General features: G+C 53.6%; 10 protein-coding genes. 2 read left to right on the top strand and 8 right to left on the bottom strand.

Annotated elements, in window-relative coordinates:
* Window positions 1-832 precede the first annotated feature (832 nt).
* Window positions 833-1,657, top strand: coding sequence for a hypothetical protein (locus C4520_15950; GenBank protein ID RJP17703.1), 825 nt, complete (start codon window positions 833-835; stop codon window positions 1,655-1,657).
* A gap of 66 nt (window positions 1,658-1,723) precedes the next feature.
* Here C4520_15950 and C4520_15945 read toward each other — a convergent pair whose 3' ends face one another.
* Together C4520_15945 and C4520_15940 are read right to left on the bottom strand one after the other, a co-directional pair.
* Window positions 1,724-3,460, bottom strand: coding sequence for a PAS domain S-box protein (locus tag C4520_15945; protein RJP17702.1), 1,737 nt, complete (start codon window positions 3,458-3,460; stop codon window positions 1,724-1,726).
* Window positions 3,216-5,960 (bottom strand): PAS domain S-box protein, encoded by a 2,745-nt coding sequence (locus C4520_15940; GenBank protein ID RJP17701.1) that lies wholly within the window; start codon window positions 5,958-5,960, stop codon window positions 3,216-3,218. Before C4520_15940 ends, C4520_15945 begins: the two co-directional genes overlap by 245 nt.
* Window positions 5,961-6,529: 569 nt before the next feature.
* Here C4520_15940 and C4520_15935 point away from each other — a divergent pair.
* Window positions 6,530-7,033, top strand: a complete 504-nt coding sequence (locus C4520_15935) for a DUF421 domain-containing protein (GenBank protein RJP17700.1) — start codon at window positions 6,530-6,532, stop codon at window positions 7,031-7,033.
* 54 nt (window positions 7,034-7,087) lie between these two features.
* On the opposite strand, the gene C4520_15930 is transcribed toward C4520_15935, so the two are convergent.
* From C4520_15930 to C4520_15905, 6 genes are all read right to left on the bottom strand, one after another.
* Complete coding sequence (locus C4520_15930; GenBank protein RJP17699.1) at window positions 7,088-8,797, bottom strand: hypothetical protein; 1,710 nt, start codon at window positions 8,795-8,797, stop codon at window positions 7,088-7,090.
* Between the two features lie 73 nt (window positions 8,798-8,870).
* The gene (locus C4520_15925; protein RJP17698.1) at window positions 8,871-10,667 is read right to left on the bottom strand and encodes a radical SAM protein; all 1,797 of its coding nucleotides are present in this window, start codon (window positions 10,665-10,667) and stop codon (window positions 8,871-8,873) included.
* 199 nt (window positions 10,668-10,866) lie between these two features.
* On the bottom strand, window positions 10,867-11,427 hold the full coding sequence (locus C4520_15920; protein ID RJP17697.1) for a cytochrome C: 561 nt from the start codon (window positions 11,425-11,427) through the stop codon (window positions 10,867-10,869).
* A 187-nt stretch (window positions 11,428-11,614) separates the two neighbouring features.
* Window positions 11,615-12,358, bottom strand: coding sequence for a DUF541 domain-containing protein (locus C4520_15915; protein ID RJP17696.1), 744 nt, complete (start codon window positions 12,356-12,358; stop codon window positions 11,615-11,617).
* A 376-nt stretch (window positions 12,359-12,734) separates the two neighbouring features.
* Complete coding sequence (locus C4520_15910) at window positions 12,735-13,193, bottom strand: N-acetyltransferase (GenBank protein ID RJP17695.1); 459 nt, start codon at window positions 13,191-13,193, stop codon at window positions 12,735-12,737.
* Window positions 13,194-13,585: 392 nt separating this feature from the next.
* Window positions 13,586-15,598: a hypothetical protein gene (locus tag C4520_15905; GenBank protein ID RJP17694.1), complete on the bottom strand. Its 2,013-nt coding sequence runs from the start codon at window positions 15,596-15,598 to the stop codon at window positions 13,586-13,588.
* Between the last annotated feature and the right edge of the window lie 210 nt (window positions 15,599-15,808).

Raw genomic sequence — 15,808 nt, 5'->3', positions numbered from 1 at the left:
AGCATTTCCAAACGCGCCTTCGGATTCCATGACAACCGATATTTTACTCTTAAAGTCATACAGGCATTCTCAGGCAACAACTAAATCGGAGAAGAACCTGTTTTGTAAAATGTGTAGGTTCAACCCGGTTGCTCTCCCTACGGTATGGAAACACCACTAGGCGCAATCAGCTATCCAAAAGAGAGATTCTTCCCACGCGAGGCGCGTGGTCAGAATGACCCATTCGACTATGCTCCAGGTCAGGACAAGCAGAGGGAGGGCTGAGATGGCGCGACGAGCGCCGCGCGTCCTGGATTCCTCGCGGCAGCGCCGCAGGCGGGACATGCAGGAATGAACTGGATTCCTGCCTTCGCAGTAATGACGAAAAAAGGCAGTACTATCTGTGTCCGTCGGTGTGCATCTGTGGTTTGAAAAATTACTCTAATTCGCCCGATTCCTGTTCCGAAACGTTTTTGAAGATCAGCGGATGTTCGCTGTTCGTCAAATTGTGCAATTCATGTTCGAAGAATCTTGTTTGCTTTGCCGGTCTCTATGCATCTGCTCTCGAAAAAAGATGTCCACTCCTTCATCTTGCCAAAGGATGGTTCTATTCTTTATCATAGAGGCGCTGTGATAGACGGCGAAGCATCGGCGAATGTGTCAGTCAATGCTGGAATAAAGGAGCAAAGGCGATGCGCACGAAACGGCAATACATCGAGGGCCTGCGGAAGATGCGGCGCAATCTGCATGTGAACGGGAATGTGATCGACCGCGACGACGAACTGCAGATGGACTGCGTCAACAACCAGGGATAACCTTCAAGGAAGGCAGCTCCGAGGGGCGAACGACGAACATGAAGCTGGTTCGCATATTGTTGTTTACCGCAGCCTTTCTGCTTTTCATCGTCCTCGGCACGGCATTAGTGTGTCATCGCTTTTCCCGAGGGATCGCGGCAACGATGATGGCATTCGAAAGGGGGGTTATCAAGCACACCTTGATGACGTCTCCCCGCGTGGTTTTAGTGGGTCCTTCATACGTGCGATATCTGAAGGTCGAGAACACTGCCAATCTGGCGTTTCTGGGATCTCCCCCCGCAGAGACGGAAGAAATCATGAATATATATTGTTCACGGGACGACTACATTCTCTACGGCATAAATCTGACGCACGTGGCGTTGACGACGAGGCCCAGCTCTGACTACCCGTTTTCTTTTCCGGAAAGGTACAAGTATGCGGTTAAGTCTTTCTTTGCGTCTGCAACGGAACAGGATATCGTTATCGGCGCGAAACTGCTTCGCATACTCGAATTACATACTATTCTAAGAATAACGCCTGATCAGATGAAGAAGTCTGTGGATGATTTGAAGTTACTGAGCGACAGGTTTGAAAATCTCACATTTGTTCTGTTTCCGTATTCTCCCGAGAACATGCCCTCATATGCGTCCGCTGAAGACATCGAGAAATGCAAGCTGCTCAGCGAATCCTTTCAGGAGGCCGTTTTCAGGGCGAATGTGCCGGTCATCGATATTTCGCAGACGGTTCAATCTTCGGATTTTCTCGATTCCTGCCACCTGCGGGGGAAGGGGCAGAAGGACGTGGAGCAGCTGCTTTATGAAATGGCGGAGGATCCGGTCCGGATACCTGCCAGGGTCAGGAAAGCGTCAATCACGAAGAAATAGCCGGTCACGTGATAATCCGATGATTTGGCACGACCGAGAAGATTCACGCCGGTCTGTTTGAGCGGATTAGGGCTCATCCGGCAGGGAAATGGTGAAGCGGCTGCCTTTTCCGGGCTCGCTTTCGACCCAGATCTTTCCGCCGAGCGACTCGACCGCGAGCTTGCAAAACGCCAGTCCCAAGCCGGTATCCGCTCTGTGACCTTCTTGCTTGAGATTTCTCTGAAAGAACTTCTCGAAGATTTTCTCGTGGTGCTCTTTTGGTATTCCCTGTCCCTTGTCCTCGATCGATATCAGGATTTCGCGATTGGTTTCATCCCGTCTGGCGCAAACGGAGATTTCTTCGATGGAGTGAGAATGCTTGATGGCATTGGAGACGACGTTTGAGATAATGCGTTCGAGCAGGTACGGGTCGCTGGAGAACAAGCGAGCGTGCGGGTCGATAGTGATTCTTACCGACGGGCGGTTGTGGCCGCGCATTTCTCCATACGGCTCAAGTATGCGGCTTATCATTTCCTCCAGATCCACCCTCATCCTGATGACCTGGAACTTGTTTTCCTCGAGCTTCGAGACCTCCAGCAGGTTCGCTATCATTTGCGACAATTTGAACTGGCTGCGTTTGGCGACCTGAAGATACTCCGCTTGTCGAGGTGTCAATTGTTTCCCCACTTCCATATGAATCACATCGAGCGCCAGCATACTGCTGGAAACCGGGTTCTTCATGTCATGGATCACCATATACACCAGGTCTTCTTTAAAACGCTCCAGCTCCTTGAGTTTTGTGTTGACTTTGGCGAGCTTCTGGTAGGCGCGCTTGCGTTCCTTTATTTCATTCTCGAGCGCCCGATTTGCCTTGGAGAGTTCTTCCGTCCGCTGTTCCACTCGCTGTTCCAACAGTTCGAGCGTCTTTTTCAATTGATTCTCCGCTCGTCTCTGTTCCGTGATATCACGGGCATAGACGGCCAGGTGCGCTGTCGCGCCGGTGGCCTGCGGGATTGGATACAAGTGGTTGTCGAAGAGGATGCCGGCGCGCTCGTCCTCGAACCGGACCGGCCGGCCGGAGCTGATAGCGGCATCAATCTTTTCTTTTCTCGACCGTGCGGTTTCGGGATCAAGGATTGCATAAACATTCGCTCCCGTCATCTCATCCACAGTCTTGCCGAACCGACGGGCAACAGTCTCGTTCAGGGTGAGCAGGTTTCCTCCGGCATCGATGAGGAATGCGGTGTCGGTGCAGGCATCGAGAAGCGCGCGGAGTCGGATTTCGCTCTCCTGAAGCGCGAGTTCCGCATGTTTATGGTCGGTGATGTCATTCGAGATTCCGGTCATCAGCCGGAGATTTCCGTCCTCCCCAAAAATCGGATAGCCGCGATCGCGAATCCAGCGGATGGCTCCGTCTGGCCGGATGATCCGATACTCATATTGCCACGCCTCCCGCCGGCGTTGCTGCACCCCCTCGAGCACCCGCTCGCGGTCCTCCGGATGGATGGCATCCAGGAATGAGCGGGGGGCGCTGTACAGGCTTTTCCGCGAGCGCCCATAGATCCTTTCGTATGCGGGATTAACGTAAAGCATTTTCTTGATTTCCGGACTGCTGATCCAGAAGACGCTCTGGATGGTTTCGGCTATGAGTCGGAACCTTTCTTCGCTTTCGCGAAGGGCTTCGTTCGCTTCTTTCCGCTCTGTGACGTCTATGATATTGACCAGCAGCGCGGATTTTCCGCCGTATTCGGATTGTCGATGCCAACGCCTCCAGCCATCTGACGGATTCGTTCTTGTGAAGCACACGCGCCTGGAAGCGTCCACCGCGTGATTCGCCTGACAGGGAAGTCGCCACAAATTCTCTAGCTACCTGCCGGTCCGCGGGATGTAAGAACTCATAGAAAGGTTTTCCAAGCAACTCGCTCGGGTTGTACCCGATAATTTCTTCCGACCGACTGTTGACAAATTGCACCTTCTCATCCTGCAAAACGTAGATTGCGGTTAGCGAGTTGTCGACCAGCAATCGGTAGCGCTCCTCGGATTTCATCAAGGCATCTTGGGCCTGCACCTGATCGGTGATGTCGGTGGCGGTTCCCTGAAACCCGATCGAGCGATTGCCTTTCCTGATCAGACTCACGTTTGTTTCGACGGTCCTTCTCTCTCCGCCCTTTCCGATTATTTCGTACCGCAGATTTCTGATCGGCACTCCGCTCCGGAAGAGTTTGCCGTACTCCCGGAGAAGCATTTTCTCGGCGCCTGGTGCTACATGCTCATGGAAGCTCTTACCGAGGATTTCCTTGGAGGTGTATCCCAGGACCTTTTCGAGGGCTGGGTTACAGGACACGAATCTGCCGTTGAGATCCATGATGAAGATCCCCTGTATTGAATTTTCGAAGAGGTTTCGATACAACTCCTCGCTCTCCTGAAGCGCCTGTTCCTTTTTCCTTCGTTCGGCGATCTCTTCGATCAGTTTCGCATTCGTCGTTGCCAACTCCTCCGTACGCTCCGCCACCAAGTCTTGCAGGCGCTCCCGATGTCGCACCAATTCCTCTTCCATTCGCTTGCGTTCGGTAATGTCGATGTTTATGCCCAGGATGCCGTTCACTTTGCCCTGATCGACAATCGGAGCGGCAATATTGTGGCAGAATCCCCTTTTGGCGCCGAGGAAGACGTCTCCCTGAACGGTCTCACCGCTATAGGCCCCGTCATAATTGCTCCTCCACAACAACAGGCTCTCTTCACTCACATCAAGTTCTTCCGGCCTCTTGCCGAGTACATTGCCCCACTGCTTTTTACAGGTGGAGTTCTGCATGACGTAACGACCGTCATTGTCGAGCATGAAGAAGTCGAACGGCAGGCTTTCGATGACGGCCCGAAGCCTGGCCTCGCTCTCGCGAAGCGCCTCCTCCATCCGCCGGCGAGCGGTAATATCCAGATGATATTCGATCATTTGCACGACAGTCCCTTCATTATCGAGTATCGGATATCCGTAAACCTGGAAATGTTTTGGCGGGCCGTCGCCTTCGTCATGAATATGCTCTATTGAAACCGGCTTTTTGGTTTGCTTCACCTTCTTGAGCGGGCAGGGATGTCCTGTGGAATCGCATGGCCTGTCTTTGCGGTGAGTGAGAGCGTAGCAGGTAGACTCGCCTGGCATGCCTCCCGCGATAGCGGCTGAATTCGCCAGTTTGATGGCGAAGGTTTCGGCATCCAGCACATAGAACGGGTGGGTAATAGATTCCACCACGTTTCGCAGAAATTCATTTTGTTGTTTCGCATTCTCCTCCGCCAACCGGTTCTTCGTCACATCGCGGAGAACGAGGACCTTCCCAATCTGCACCCCCTTTCGGTCGGCAAGAGGAGAAAGCCTGAGTTCATAGATGCGCCTGTCCGCCCCCGTGCCGAATTCGATGTCCTCGACTGCGATGATTTTTACGAGGGAAGGATCGAACTGGCGGCTGAGTTCCGGCAGGATCTCCTGTAACGGCCTGCCAAGCATGTCTGCGGCTGACAGACTCACGAGGCGTTGCGCAGAAGGATTTGTTTCGACGAGGCGATTCTGCCTGTCGAGCACGATAATGCTGTCGGTAATTCCGCTCACGATGGAAGCGTGCGCTACCGGTATGAGGTCCAGCAACCCCTGATGAAGAATGGCCCATCCGCAGAGCATGCCGCTGACGACGAAGGCAAATGGCGTGAGGTCAAGGTGCTCCAGCGGAGTCCATCCTGCAACGAACAGGACGTTACCTGCCCAGGGAAAAAGCGCCGCCAGCAGCATCGTCGTCGCCTGCTTCCGGTATAAGGGGTTTGAGCGCAGGAACGCTCCAAGGATCAGGATCGCTCCACACAACATCAGCAGATAGTTATGGGCTGTGCAGAACCAAAAGCCGGGTCCGACCACCAGCTCAATGACCGAGAATGCGCCCGTTTTCTCCAGCGCCGCTCCGGTCCAGTAGAGGGTATGGAGATGATTCGTCCACACCAGAATAAGATTGAACAACGGCACAATGCACAGCAAGCCAATATAGCGTGGCTTGATCCATGTCTCTCGATTGGTGTACTGCAGGCAGAGAATCAACCAGGTCGGCGAGACGGCCACAATCCCGAAATATTTCATTTTTGCCCAGAACAGTTTCCCGGATAACTCGACGCTTCCCAGTTCCAGCATGTAGGCAAAACACCATACTGCGGCAGCAGTCATCAGGATGAAGAGTGTTGTTGCCTCAGGAGCTTCCCGCTTCTGAGAAAAGTAGAGAGCCAGCATAAACGTGCCGATTCCGGAAAGAATCAATAAAAGGAGCAATGCAGGAGAAAGATGCCACATTGTTTCACCTCTCGTTCATCAGTTGTAAGAGTATGAAAGAATCTGATGCTATGGAGATAATGAGAATCTTTGGGCGTCTCGCGGAAACGACAGCTCTTGTTGCTGCCTGCTGAAAATTGGAAACAAGCCGTCCCCTCTGTCCAAGATACACCTCTGGTTTCAATGCGGATCAATCTTCGATTCTTGCCAGAAGGGAGGGCCTTAGAGTGTCACGGACAGGAGGATATCCGCCGCTTCCTCTGCAGGAGTCGCCCGCCAAAAGTGCCATCGAATGTTGAGAATCGATTAATTATATCAGAGCACAACCATTTTTCAATAAAAACTTTTCCATTTCCGGAATCTCCCCGATTTTCCGCTGACTCCACGCCCACACATCATGAGGGAAAGGCCCGGCTTCAGAATGCAACTGAGCGACCCACACGGAAGCTCGTTTGCGTGTTTCTGAAGAACTGCTTGCCGGCGTTTCCATCTATCAATGAAAAAGTTATGCTATTAAGGAAGGTTTCCGAAGGTTCGGTGTCATTCTACTCTCGTATACTGAAGATGGTCTTTCGAAAGGAACTCAATCGATGTTCTTTCATTCATGGGATGGACTCCTCAGGGTTATCCTTGGGGGTGTCTTTGCATACATCGCTCTGGTCCTCATCCTTCGGGTCACCGGCAAACGCACGCTCTCGAAGATGAATGCCTTCGATTTTGTAGTGACCGTGGCGCTCGGGTCCACTCTCGCCACGATCATTTTGTCCAAGGATGTTGCCCTGGCCGAGGGAGTGCTGGCTCTGGCGCTTCTCGTGTGTCTCCAGCTTGCAGTCACCTGGCTCCAGATCCGGTCGCGGCGGTTTCAACCGCTGATTAAAGCCGAGCCAAGACTCTTGTTCCACGGGGGGAACTTTCTCGAGGTCGCCTTAAAAGAGGAGCGCGTGACGAGAGAAGAAGTGCTTGCCGCCGCCCGTGCACAAGGTCGTGCTAACCTGCAGGATGTAAATGCAGTCGTCCTGGAAACGGATGGAAGCTTCAGCGTTCTCTCCGGCCCGGCGGGCGACAGGAACTCGACGCTGCAAAATGAGAGATGATCGCCAAGCGCTTTGCGGGAATTAGGGAGAGACACATGTCCTGATTTGCACAAGCTAAGCGTTTTTTTGGTCGAGGGTGCGGCGAAAAAGAATGAGATAATCTCCAAACCTCTGAACGAGCTGAAATTTTGTTCGTATGAAATGATCGAGGTCTGTTATTCCGCTGCTGACGCCGCCTGCATTGGGTCCGATCGCGCCTTCATCGCCATACCATAGAACCACACAAGTTACCCGATTATCCTCGATCTCTCTGATGATCTCCCTTTGTATGTCGCGCGTCGTCGTCACTCCCGGATCGAACATGTGGTAGCGCGTCGCGCTTTCTCTTTCAGAAAGGAAATAAAACATGATGTCATTTACCGATAATCGGTCATGCCGGACATTTCCAACGAAAATCCGCTGGTCTTTTGGAACATATTCCTGAACACATCTGACTGCCGCCTCGATATTCCTCACATCGTGCGGAAGCATCTGGATTCCCCTGGCTCTGTCGAGAATAAACGTGGACAGATTAGCGGCCGAAGGCGGCGATTGAAGGAAGAAGCGGCCGAGCGTAATCATCATGATTATAGTGAAGAAGATAGTCAGACATCTGAAAGAAAGTCCGATTTTCCCGAAACTGGTTCCTCCGGTTTTTGAAAACATTGCCGGCAGCAGAATCAGTGCCGGAAGAGTGGGTACAAGCAGATGATAATTATCCGGCAATGTTCTGACGTAGTTCAAGAAAGTGATTCCCAGCAGCAGAAGGAGCAGGGTGGGCATCATCCTTGATTGTGGTTCCGATGCCGCCGACGCTTGACGCGGCCTGAATCTGGAAATCACCACAAGGGATACCAAAAAAAGTATGAAGATGGGGTAATAGAAAACGAAACGGTTGAGCGCAGTCCGTAAAGCTTGGGCCGGCGTGTATTCCCCTGTGAAGACGCCGAAAGGGTGAGGCAGCAATGTTGGGAAAGGCAAAGTTCTGAAAACATGATAGACAGCAGGCCACTCAATAAAATCAGCAATCAGATAGCGGGTCGGAACATGGTAGATCAGCAGGAAAAGAACCGGCAGTACGACGGCTGCGACGGCCGCCGAATAAAGGCCAGTCGGCACGAGAAGGCGGGGGATGGCTAACGCTTTTCGATCCCGCCTTCTGGCTTCGGCGAGGGCGGAAATCAGAAGTATTGCGGCTTCGGAAATAATTGTGTAGACCCCGACATCATGCCTGAACAGAACAGTCGCGCCCGCGGCGGCTCCTGCAAGCAAGAGATGTTTGTCGCTTCCTGATTGCAGGAAATTTATGAGGAGAGAACAACTCAATAGACTAAGGACCAGTGTCGGCAGGACGTTACTGCCGTAGAACAAATACCCGAAGCTCGCCATCCAGAGGATGAGCATGAGCCACGACAGAACCGCCAGCCTCGCCGAGGATATCCTTCGTGCAAGCGAATAACAGAGGACGGCGATCAGCGACATCAATATGACACTGTAAACTCTCTCGACGAGCAGCGATTTCCCGAACAAAAGAAACACCAACGCGAGCGCGTAAAAGTGTCCCGGCGGATAGACCGCGCGAAAATCTCCGTAAGGAAGATCCCCCTGCAGCACGCGCATTGCCCCGTAGACGGAAATACCTTCATCGTACACCCGTATCCCGATCTGCCAGCCCCAATGAAGGATGAAGAGCGAAAGACAGAAGAGGATCAGTCCGGGCATCAGCAACTTCAGGCTTCGTTTTAATCCTTCTACTGAAGGAACATTTCCGATCATTTGAACCATTCCGTCTCGTGGTTAGTGAATTCGCAATTTATTTGAACGAAGATGCCCAATTTGAATACCAGAGAGACCGTTTCTAACAGACATTGGAGAGGTGTTCGGGCTCGTCAAAGGCGTTATAAGGGACCGGGTCGCCCGGTCCTCGTCCTTTTTTAACCAGCGGAACCGGCCCGCGAGACGGGTCGTAATACGTGCGCCGAACGGGCGGATCGAATGGTGTCTCGTCCGGGGGTTCCGTCTTCAGTCTCTCGGCGCGCCGGCCGACGGTTTCGCAGAAGAATTTGGAGTAGACCTTCTGCTCTTCGTCCGGCTCGCCGAACAGGCGGAGGTATTTTCCCTTTGCCTCGTCGACTTTTTGACGCACGCCTTCGTTGGGCGCGTACTTGGCGCACGCCTCGATGAGCGGATATCCTCGCCTGCAGCGCTCCTCGAAGAAGGGGGCTTTGTCCTTGCGAAGCAAGGGGCGGTGAGAGGTGCTGCACGTTTCGTAGCCGTTCAGGTTGAGCTGGAACATTCGGAAGATGCCGGGCCCGTTTGCCTCATAGAGCTTGGTGTGCGCGAGATCGAAATAATGTTTCAGTTCGCCCCGCTTGAAGTTTTTGGGGATGAACGAGCCGACGTCGTTGCACTGCTCAATGTCCTTATAAGCGAACTCAGGATTGATCCGGCCTTCTTTTTTCATTCTCTCGTACAGCTTGGTGCCGGGGCAGGCGCCGAGGAACGTTATCTGGTGAGCCGACGGTTTGAGGTCGACGAAGAAGTCGATGTCCCGCTCGATGTTCTCGCGCGTATGAAAATCCCATCCGAGAACGAGGGATGCGGTGATGCCGATGCCGTACTCCTCCATTCCGCGGAAGGTGGATTTGATATCGTCGCACTTGCGTTTCGCGATATTGTGTTCGGAAGTGATGACGTCGTCGATGCTGGATTCGACGCCGATCCAAACGGTGTCGACGCCATTCTCCAGCAGTTCCTCCATGCTGTATTTGGTCATCGAGCGGAGGTCGCCGAAGCAGAAATAGCTGAGTTTGCGCAGGCCGAATTCCTTATCCTCCTGAATCAGCTTTCCGAGTTCGTGCACGTACTTGCGGTTCATGAGGAAGTCTTCGTCCATGAGGGCGGTGGTGGTTGCCCTGCCGCCGTTGCGCCGGCAATTGTGCTTGAGACTTTCGAATGTCTCCTGCGGCGTCGCGACGTAGATCTTCTTCCTCTTGAACATGGCCGATGTGCAGCAGAACTCGCATCCGTTGGGGCATCCGAGCGCGACCAGCGCCATGTTGCGCGATCTGTCGGAGAACATCTGTTCGAGGCCCGGGTACGTCGTGCCGTCGCGCGGCGGATATTTTTGGGTGATCGGGCGGTCGACCGGCTCGTCGCCGAGCAGCCTGCGCATGAAGCGGATGCCTTCCTCTCGGCAGATGTAGTCGGCCTGCTCCAGGATATACTGGGCATCGCGCGTGGGCTCTCCGGGCGGAGGATCATCGAGGCTGAGGACGCCGTAGCCGCCGATGATGATTTTTGTCTGCGGGGCGATTCTGCGAGCGAGACGCATCATGTCGGCCACTTTGTTGGTGTTGATCGAAACCATCTGAATGCCCCAGTAATCGTAGCCCTTTCTCAGCTCCTCCTCGAAGTCCTCGATGCGAGGGTACTCCACTACGGTGGTGACCGCCTTGATATTCTCGGCGATCAGGTAGAGCGCCAGGCAGTGAATATGCGAGCTGAGGGCGAACGCCCCTTGGCCGCGGTGGAATCGCGTTTCGGTGATGTCGTATGAGTTCGTGCCCCATGATCGAGGATAGGGGCCATACTGATTCGTGAGGAGAACGCGTTTCATATCGGCCACCTCGCTTGTTCGCGCATTTTCTTCCAACAGGCAGAGTCTCTTTACATCAAATTTCCTGCTTTCTGCCGCATACCATAACACATTTCCCGCGGGTCTTCAAGAAAAGCGAAGGGTGTCGGGGAAGACAGCGTGGGGACTCGCAATGTGAAGGCGGTGCAGCCAACCGACTTCTCAGCCTGATCAGATCAAACGATTTCTGCGGCGCGACATGCCGGTCGAAGCGGGCTCAATCGGGAATTCTGACCGAGTCGTCGTCAAAGACGCCTTGTTCTGCGCCCGGATGACAGGCGATACAATTGGAGAAAGAAACCACCGATGTTCTCTTAAATGTTTCCGGCGGAAGATCCTTATGTTCGTTGAGAATGTATGGGACCTCGGTTATTCTTGTCGGTGTTTGCCCCCTCAAGCTGCTTGTTATCCTGCCGGCGCGTTTGGACGTCAATCTGTCTGCCGCATTCGCCTCCAGGTATCGACCTATGGCTTCCTCTGCCTGCGCATCGAGCGCCACCTCGGCACCATTGTGGTTTTCCAATTGACCCAATATCTTACTCCACGAACCTGCCGAAAGCAGTCCCGGGGGATAGGCGAAATGGCACGCGCCGCATTGCTCCCGGTATAACGGATTATCAATTGTTCCGAATTCATTCCGGCTGTGTTCATGCTCTCGATGCGAATGGCGCTCGCGCCGGCGGTGACGTCCGCCCTCATCTGCAAGCGCAACGGCAAGAATCTGTGTGCTTGCCAGGAAAGCTACCAATATGATGCCCCACGTCCGTGCTCTACTCATCAGGCGCCTCCTTTCGATTTTTTATTATGCCGTCTGGACGATAAACGATCCGGATAGCGTAGGCGGATTGCCGCTTGTATGTCAAATAAATACTGATAATCAAAAGGCCTTTGAAAATGCGTGCTCTCAAGTCATTGATAATACTGATCTTAAAAATAAAAAATAGGCTCTGTCCCTATTTTTCGGTTTACTGCAGTTCAAAGCTTACGGTCACGCGGGCGGTGACGACGATCTGGCCGGGGGCGATCGTGGTTTCGGGGGTGGAGGGGCCGCCGGCGGTTTGCATGACGTTCTGAGCCATGCCGCCGCTCCATCGGGCGCCCCAGAAGGTGTTGTATGACGACCACCAGCCGACCTCGTGTTCGGTTATCGAATGGGGTCTTTCAATCGTCTGTCCGAGCGCCTTTGCCAGATCGGTCGCTTTCTCCTGTGCGGCCTTGATAGCGAGCGCGCGAGCCTGGTCACGGTGCTTGCGGAGCTCGGTAGTGCGGAATTCGATGCCGAGAACGTAATCGGCGCCGGCCTCGAGGGCCCTGCTGAGAAGCGTCTCGAATTTGGCCGTGTCCCTGAGCGTGATGACGACGGTCTTTCGCACGAAATAGCCGATGAAATTGCGGTGCTCCCATTGGTCTTCGTAGCGTGGCTCGATGCTGATGAAATCAGTCTTAACGTGTTTGTCTTCGATCCCGAACGATTTCACCAGTTGCAGGATCTTCTGGACGCGCCGGTCGTTGTCATTTTTTGCGGTTGTCAGGTCCTTGTTCCAGGTCTCGACGCCAAGTGTCAGGATCACCTCGTCGGGGGTGACGCGGACCTCCGCGTTGCCGGTCACAGTTATCAGGCGCGGCTGCGGGCATTCGTCGATCGCGAACGCGGGTTTGGAGATTGCCAGAGCAGTTAGTAGAAGGCAGATGGTGGTTAGTCGTCGCATATTTCCTCCTTAAAGATCATGGTTCCAAAGTCACTCTTCTCGGCTAAACTCCAGAAAGAAAGCGAGGTGGCGCATTTATTGAAGAATATTTTACCGCAGAGACGCAGAGGTCGCAAAGATTAAGGCGGAGAGAATTGAAGACAAGAACACGGCATTCCTCCTATGCTTTGCGCTCTTGGCTCCTTGGAGGTAAAGCGGTTAAGAAAAGCGCGCATTCAGTCACTACCAATGGGGCTTTCAAGCGCCACCGTCGGGCAGAGAAGAAATATGGATTCCTGCATTCGCTTTCCGAATGAAACATCATGTTGCTAAACTCTAACGGTATATTGATTTAGGTTTATCCGAGACAAGAACTTTGGACAACCGCGATGCCGTATCATAGTTCGATTTTCATTATCGTGACCGAGGTTCCATGATATTGCACCTTTTCCACGGTCGACCAGCCGAGGCTTGCATAAAACTGCGGGCGGTCGGGAGTGTAAAGGTAGAGAGTGCGAAAGCCGAGTGCGGCGCCTTCCTGAACGACGCGCTTGACCAATGCCGAACCGATGCCCTGTTTTCTCTGTTCGGGAACCACGTAGACCGAGGCGAGCCAGGGGCTGAGGTCTGTTCGGGTGTCCATATCTTGAGGGAGCAGGCTGGCGGATCCGATGACACCGTTTCCCGATATGGCAACGAATGTGCGGGGTATGCCGTTCGCCTGTAATTCTTCCTGGAATTCGGCGATTCGCCTTTCGACTGAATCGTGGTCGTGAAGGTAGGCCCACTCCTGGTGATGCCACGCGGCGAGGGTGGGGATAAATTCTGTTCGTTCTTTCAAGAGCACTATTTCCATTGTTTCCTCTTTGCTGCTTTTGGGGGAGTGAATTTTGCACAGGTTATTTGTAAGGGCGCGATTGATCGCGCCTGCGGGTGCAATCAGTTACGCCGCCACAACAGCAAATTCGCATTGTTGACCACATACGTGGGTCCCCGACTCCGTAAGGCGCCTGCGACGCGACAGCAGTAGGGGGCGGGTTTCAAACCCACCCCTACGAGGAAGACCGCTCGATTTGGAGCTTTCGGGGACAGACATTATTCTATCTCGTGACCGCGCGAAACGCCTAACAGGCCAGCGTGATCACCCTAAAGGGCGTGACTTCCGACGCGAAGCGCGTTGTGATTCCAGGCGTTGCGCTCAACCGGGCGCCAGGGCAGACAGTTAGTGCACGCCGGAAGTTGGTTTTCTCACACAACACTAGGTTGTTTGCTAAAGGCTCGCCTGTAGTCGTTGAGTTCGAGCCGGAGCCAATCGGTTCCCTTTTTGACTTCGATTACTTCGGGATCGAATGCGACCTTGGAATACGGATTATTATAACGTAATTGGTCTCGGAGCGGGACCTTCTTGTCGTTTATCCGGAATGGGCCTTTCCAGCCGAAGGCCAGTTCGCCGATGGAAGGCGAATGATAAACGAGATTCAATCCGCGGAAAATGATTTTAGCGCTGGAAACAGCTTTTTGAAATTGCGCGAAGGTTCCGTGGGTCGCCTCGCGCCCCATCTCGCAAATCCAGATGTTTTTCTTGCCGTCGGCGACAAGCTCGGCGTTCTTCTCCTCGCCCTCGGTCTGCCAGCGGTACCCGTTTTGCGAATAGAGGGCGATATAGCCGTTTCCCGTTCTTCCGAAAGTCCAGCCGGCGACTTCGGCCACCTCATCGAAATGATGTTTAGGGAAAAAGGCATGTGTGAAATTGTATTTGTTCTTCATATACAGGCCCGGCGTCGATGATATGCGGTAGATGCAGATGAGGACGTTCTTGTGCATGGCGACTCGCGGCAGGAAGCCGGAGCCGGTCCAGTAGTCGGGCGAGCGGTGGGTGAGCGAGCCGGGGTGAGTGGTGAAGACTACGGCATCCTCCGAGAGCGTCGCCTGCCAGATATGGTGCTGGTCGCCGCCAAATCCCTTCTTGTAATCCAGCGCGGCGCTCAGCATGTAGTCGGGCGTCCGAGACGTCAGTGTGTGGACCTCTTCCCGCATATTCCTCGCGATATCCTTGCGCAGCAGCCAGACGACGGGGGAAAGCAGGCGCAGTTTGTTCAATAGGAGAAGCGGGCGCTTGATTTTGTTGAACGGGCGGAAGAACTCGTTCTCCCACCAGTTGCAGGAGTCGAGCATCTTCAGGAAGAGCCGGATAGTTTTCGGATGGTTATATGCCTCGAAGCTTAGCAGCGCCATTCCGTCATCCAATTTCTCAAAATCCAATCCCCAGCGCCTTGCTTCCGAGATTTTGATTCCGATCCTCTGCCTGTTTTCGAGTTCCGCCGTTCCGGTGTCCGCGGCTATATCACATATGACTTTGGGCAGGCGATATCTGCTCAGGGCGAGATTGATCCCGCTCATACTGTCGGCGGCCCCGAAGACGCCCATCCCGAAAGCGATCTTTTGGGTGTCCGCCGTCGATTCATTGCATCCGGACTTTTTTTGAATCCAATAGCTTCGGCCGTGGGTGCAACCGAACGTGCCGCGGAAGGAATTGAGGGCCATGTCGTAGAACAGCAGATCAAGGATGCACGACGCGCCTCGCGTCAGAAGCGGATCATCGCAGAAATCGGCCAGCGTCAGGAGCGCGGCGATATCCTCATCATAATATACGTTCGACAGCCACTCATTGAAGCCGGTCCGGAATCTCAGCTCCATCCACTTCAGCAGGCGGATGCGGGCCTTTTCCATTTTCTCGATCCCCTTCATGTTGCAATTGGTAAACACTTCGGAGGGATACATCATGCCGGCGAGATATTCGCAAGTCGAGAAAAGGACCTGATGATTCTCGGTCCAGGTGCACATCGAATCGCGGCCCGGCTCATCCGGCCAATATTTGAAGGCGAGGATCGTATCTCGCGTTTTGTTCAGGATATCTTCCGTGAGCAGCGGATTTGCGTTGAACTGCAGGACCATCCGGAGGATCCCGAGCAGGACGAAATCGGAGCAGTCGAGTTTTTTATTGATGAATTGCAGGGCGCCTTCAATAGCGCGCGTGTTGACGGGTTCGCGGTTAAGGGCCAGCCGGGCCAGTTCGTAAAGGAAACCTTTCAGAGTGGGTTGAGCGGGATTTTCTGCGCAGTATTCAAGATACATCTGTTTGCGGCGGTCGAAATCCGGGGGGATCGGTTCGCGGGCATATGTGTCGGGGATAGAGGCCGCCGGATAGCCTGCGGGAAGCCGGACCGTGTTTGCTTCGACGAAATCAAATTCTTTTTTCATAACAGGCGTCACCCGAGCAGGGAGAGTTCAAATCGATCTGAATGGCCTCATGATACCATTGCCAGATGGAATAGAATAGCATATCGGGCGGGCGTAATTTCCGGTTTTTTCTGATGGCCCATATTTCTATTTGCAGTAAACCAGATACTGCCAATTAATGCATCGTGCCCCGTCCGGTGCCGAGACAGTGTCCATTGCGCAACGATGGTT

The sequence above is a fragment of the Candidatus Abyssobacteria bacterium SURF_5 genome, assembly GCA_003598085.1.
Taxonomy (GTDB): domain Bacteria; phylum Abyssobacteria; class SURF-5; order SURF-5; family SURF-5; genus SURF-5.
This window is presented reverse-complemented; position numbering and strand designations above follow the sequence as displayed.

Bases quoted from the DNA above. Each gene is read 5' to 3' on its own strand.
- C4520_15950 (RJP17703.1), top strand. From the start codon at position 833: ATGAAGCTGGTTCGCATATTGTTGTTTACCGCAGCCTTTCTGCTTTTC.
- C4520_15940 (RJP17701.1), bottom strand. From the start codon at position 5,960: ATGTGGCATCTTTCTCCTGCATTGCTCCTTTTATTGATTCTTTCCGGA.
- C4520_15935 (RJP17700.1), top strand. From the start codon at position 6,530: ATGTTCTTTCATTCATGGGATGGACTCCTCAGGGTTATCCTTGGGGGT.
- C4520_15930 (RJP17699.1), bottom strand. From the start codon at position 8,797: ATGGTTCAAATGATCGGAAATGTTCCTTCAGTAGAAGGATTAAAACGA.
- C4520_15920 (RJP17697.1), bottom strand. From the start codon at position 11,427: ATGAGTAGAGCACGGACGTGGGGCATCATATTGGTAGCTTTCCTGGCA.
- C4520_15915 (RJP17696.1), bottom strand. From the start codon at position 12,358: ATGCGACGACTAACCACCATCTGCCTTCTACTAACTGCTCTGGCAATC.
- C4520_15910 (RJP17695.1), bottom strand. From the start codon at position 13,193: ATGGAAATAGTGCTCTTGAAAGAACGAACAGAATTTATCCCCACCCTC.
- C4520_15905 (RJP17694.1), bottom strand. From the start codon at position 15,598: ATGAAAAAAGAATTTGATTTCGTCGAAGCAAACACGGTCCGGCTTCCC.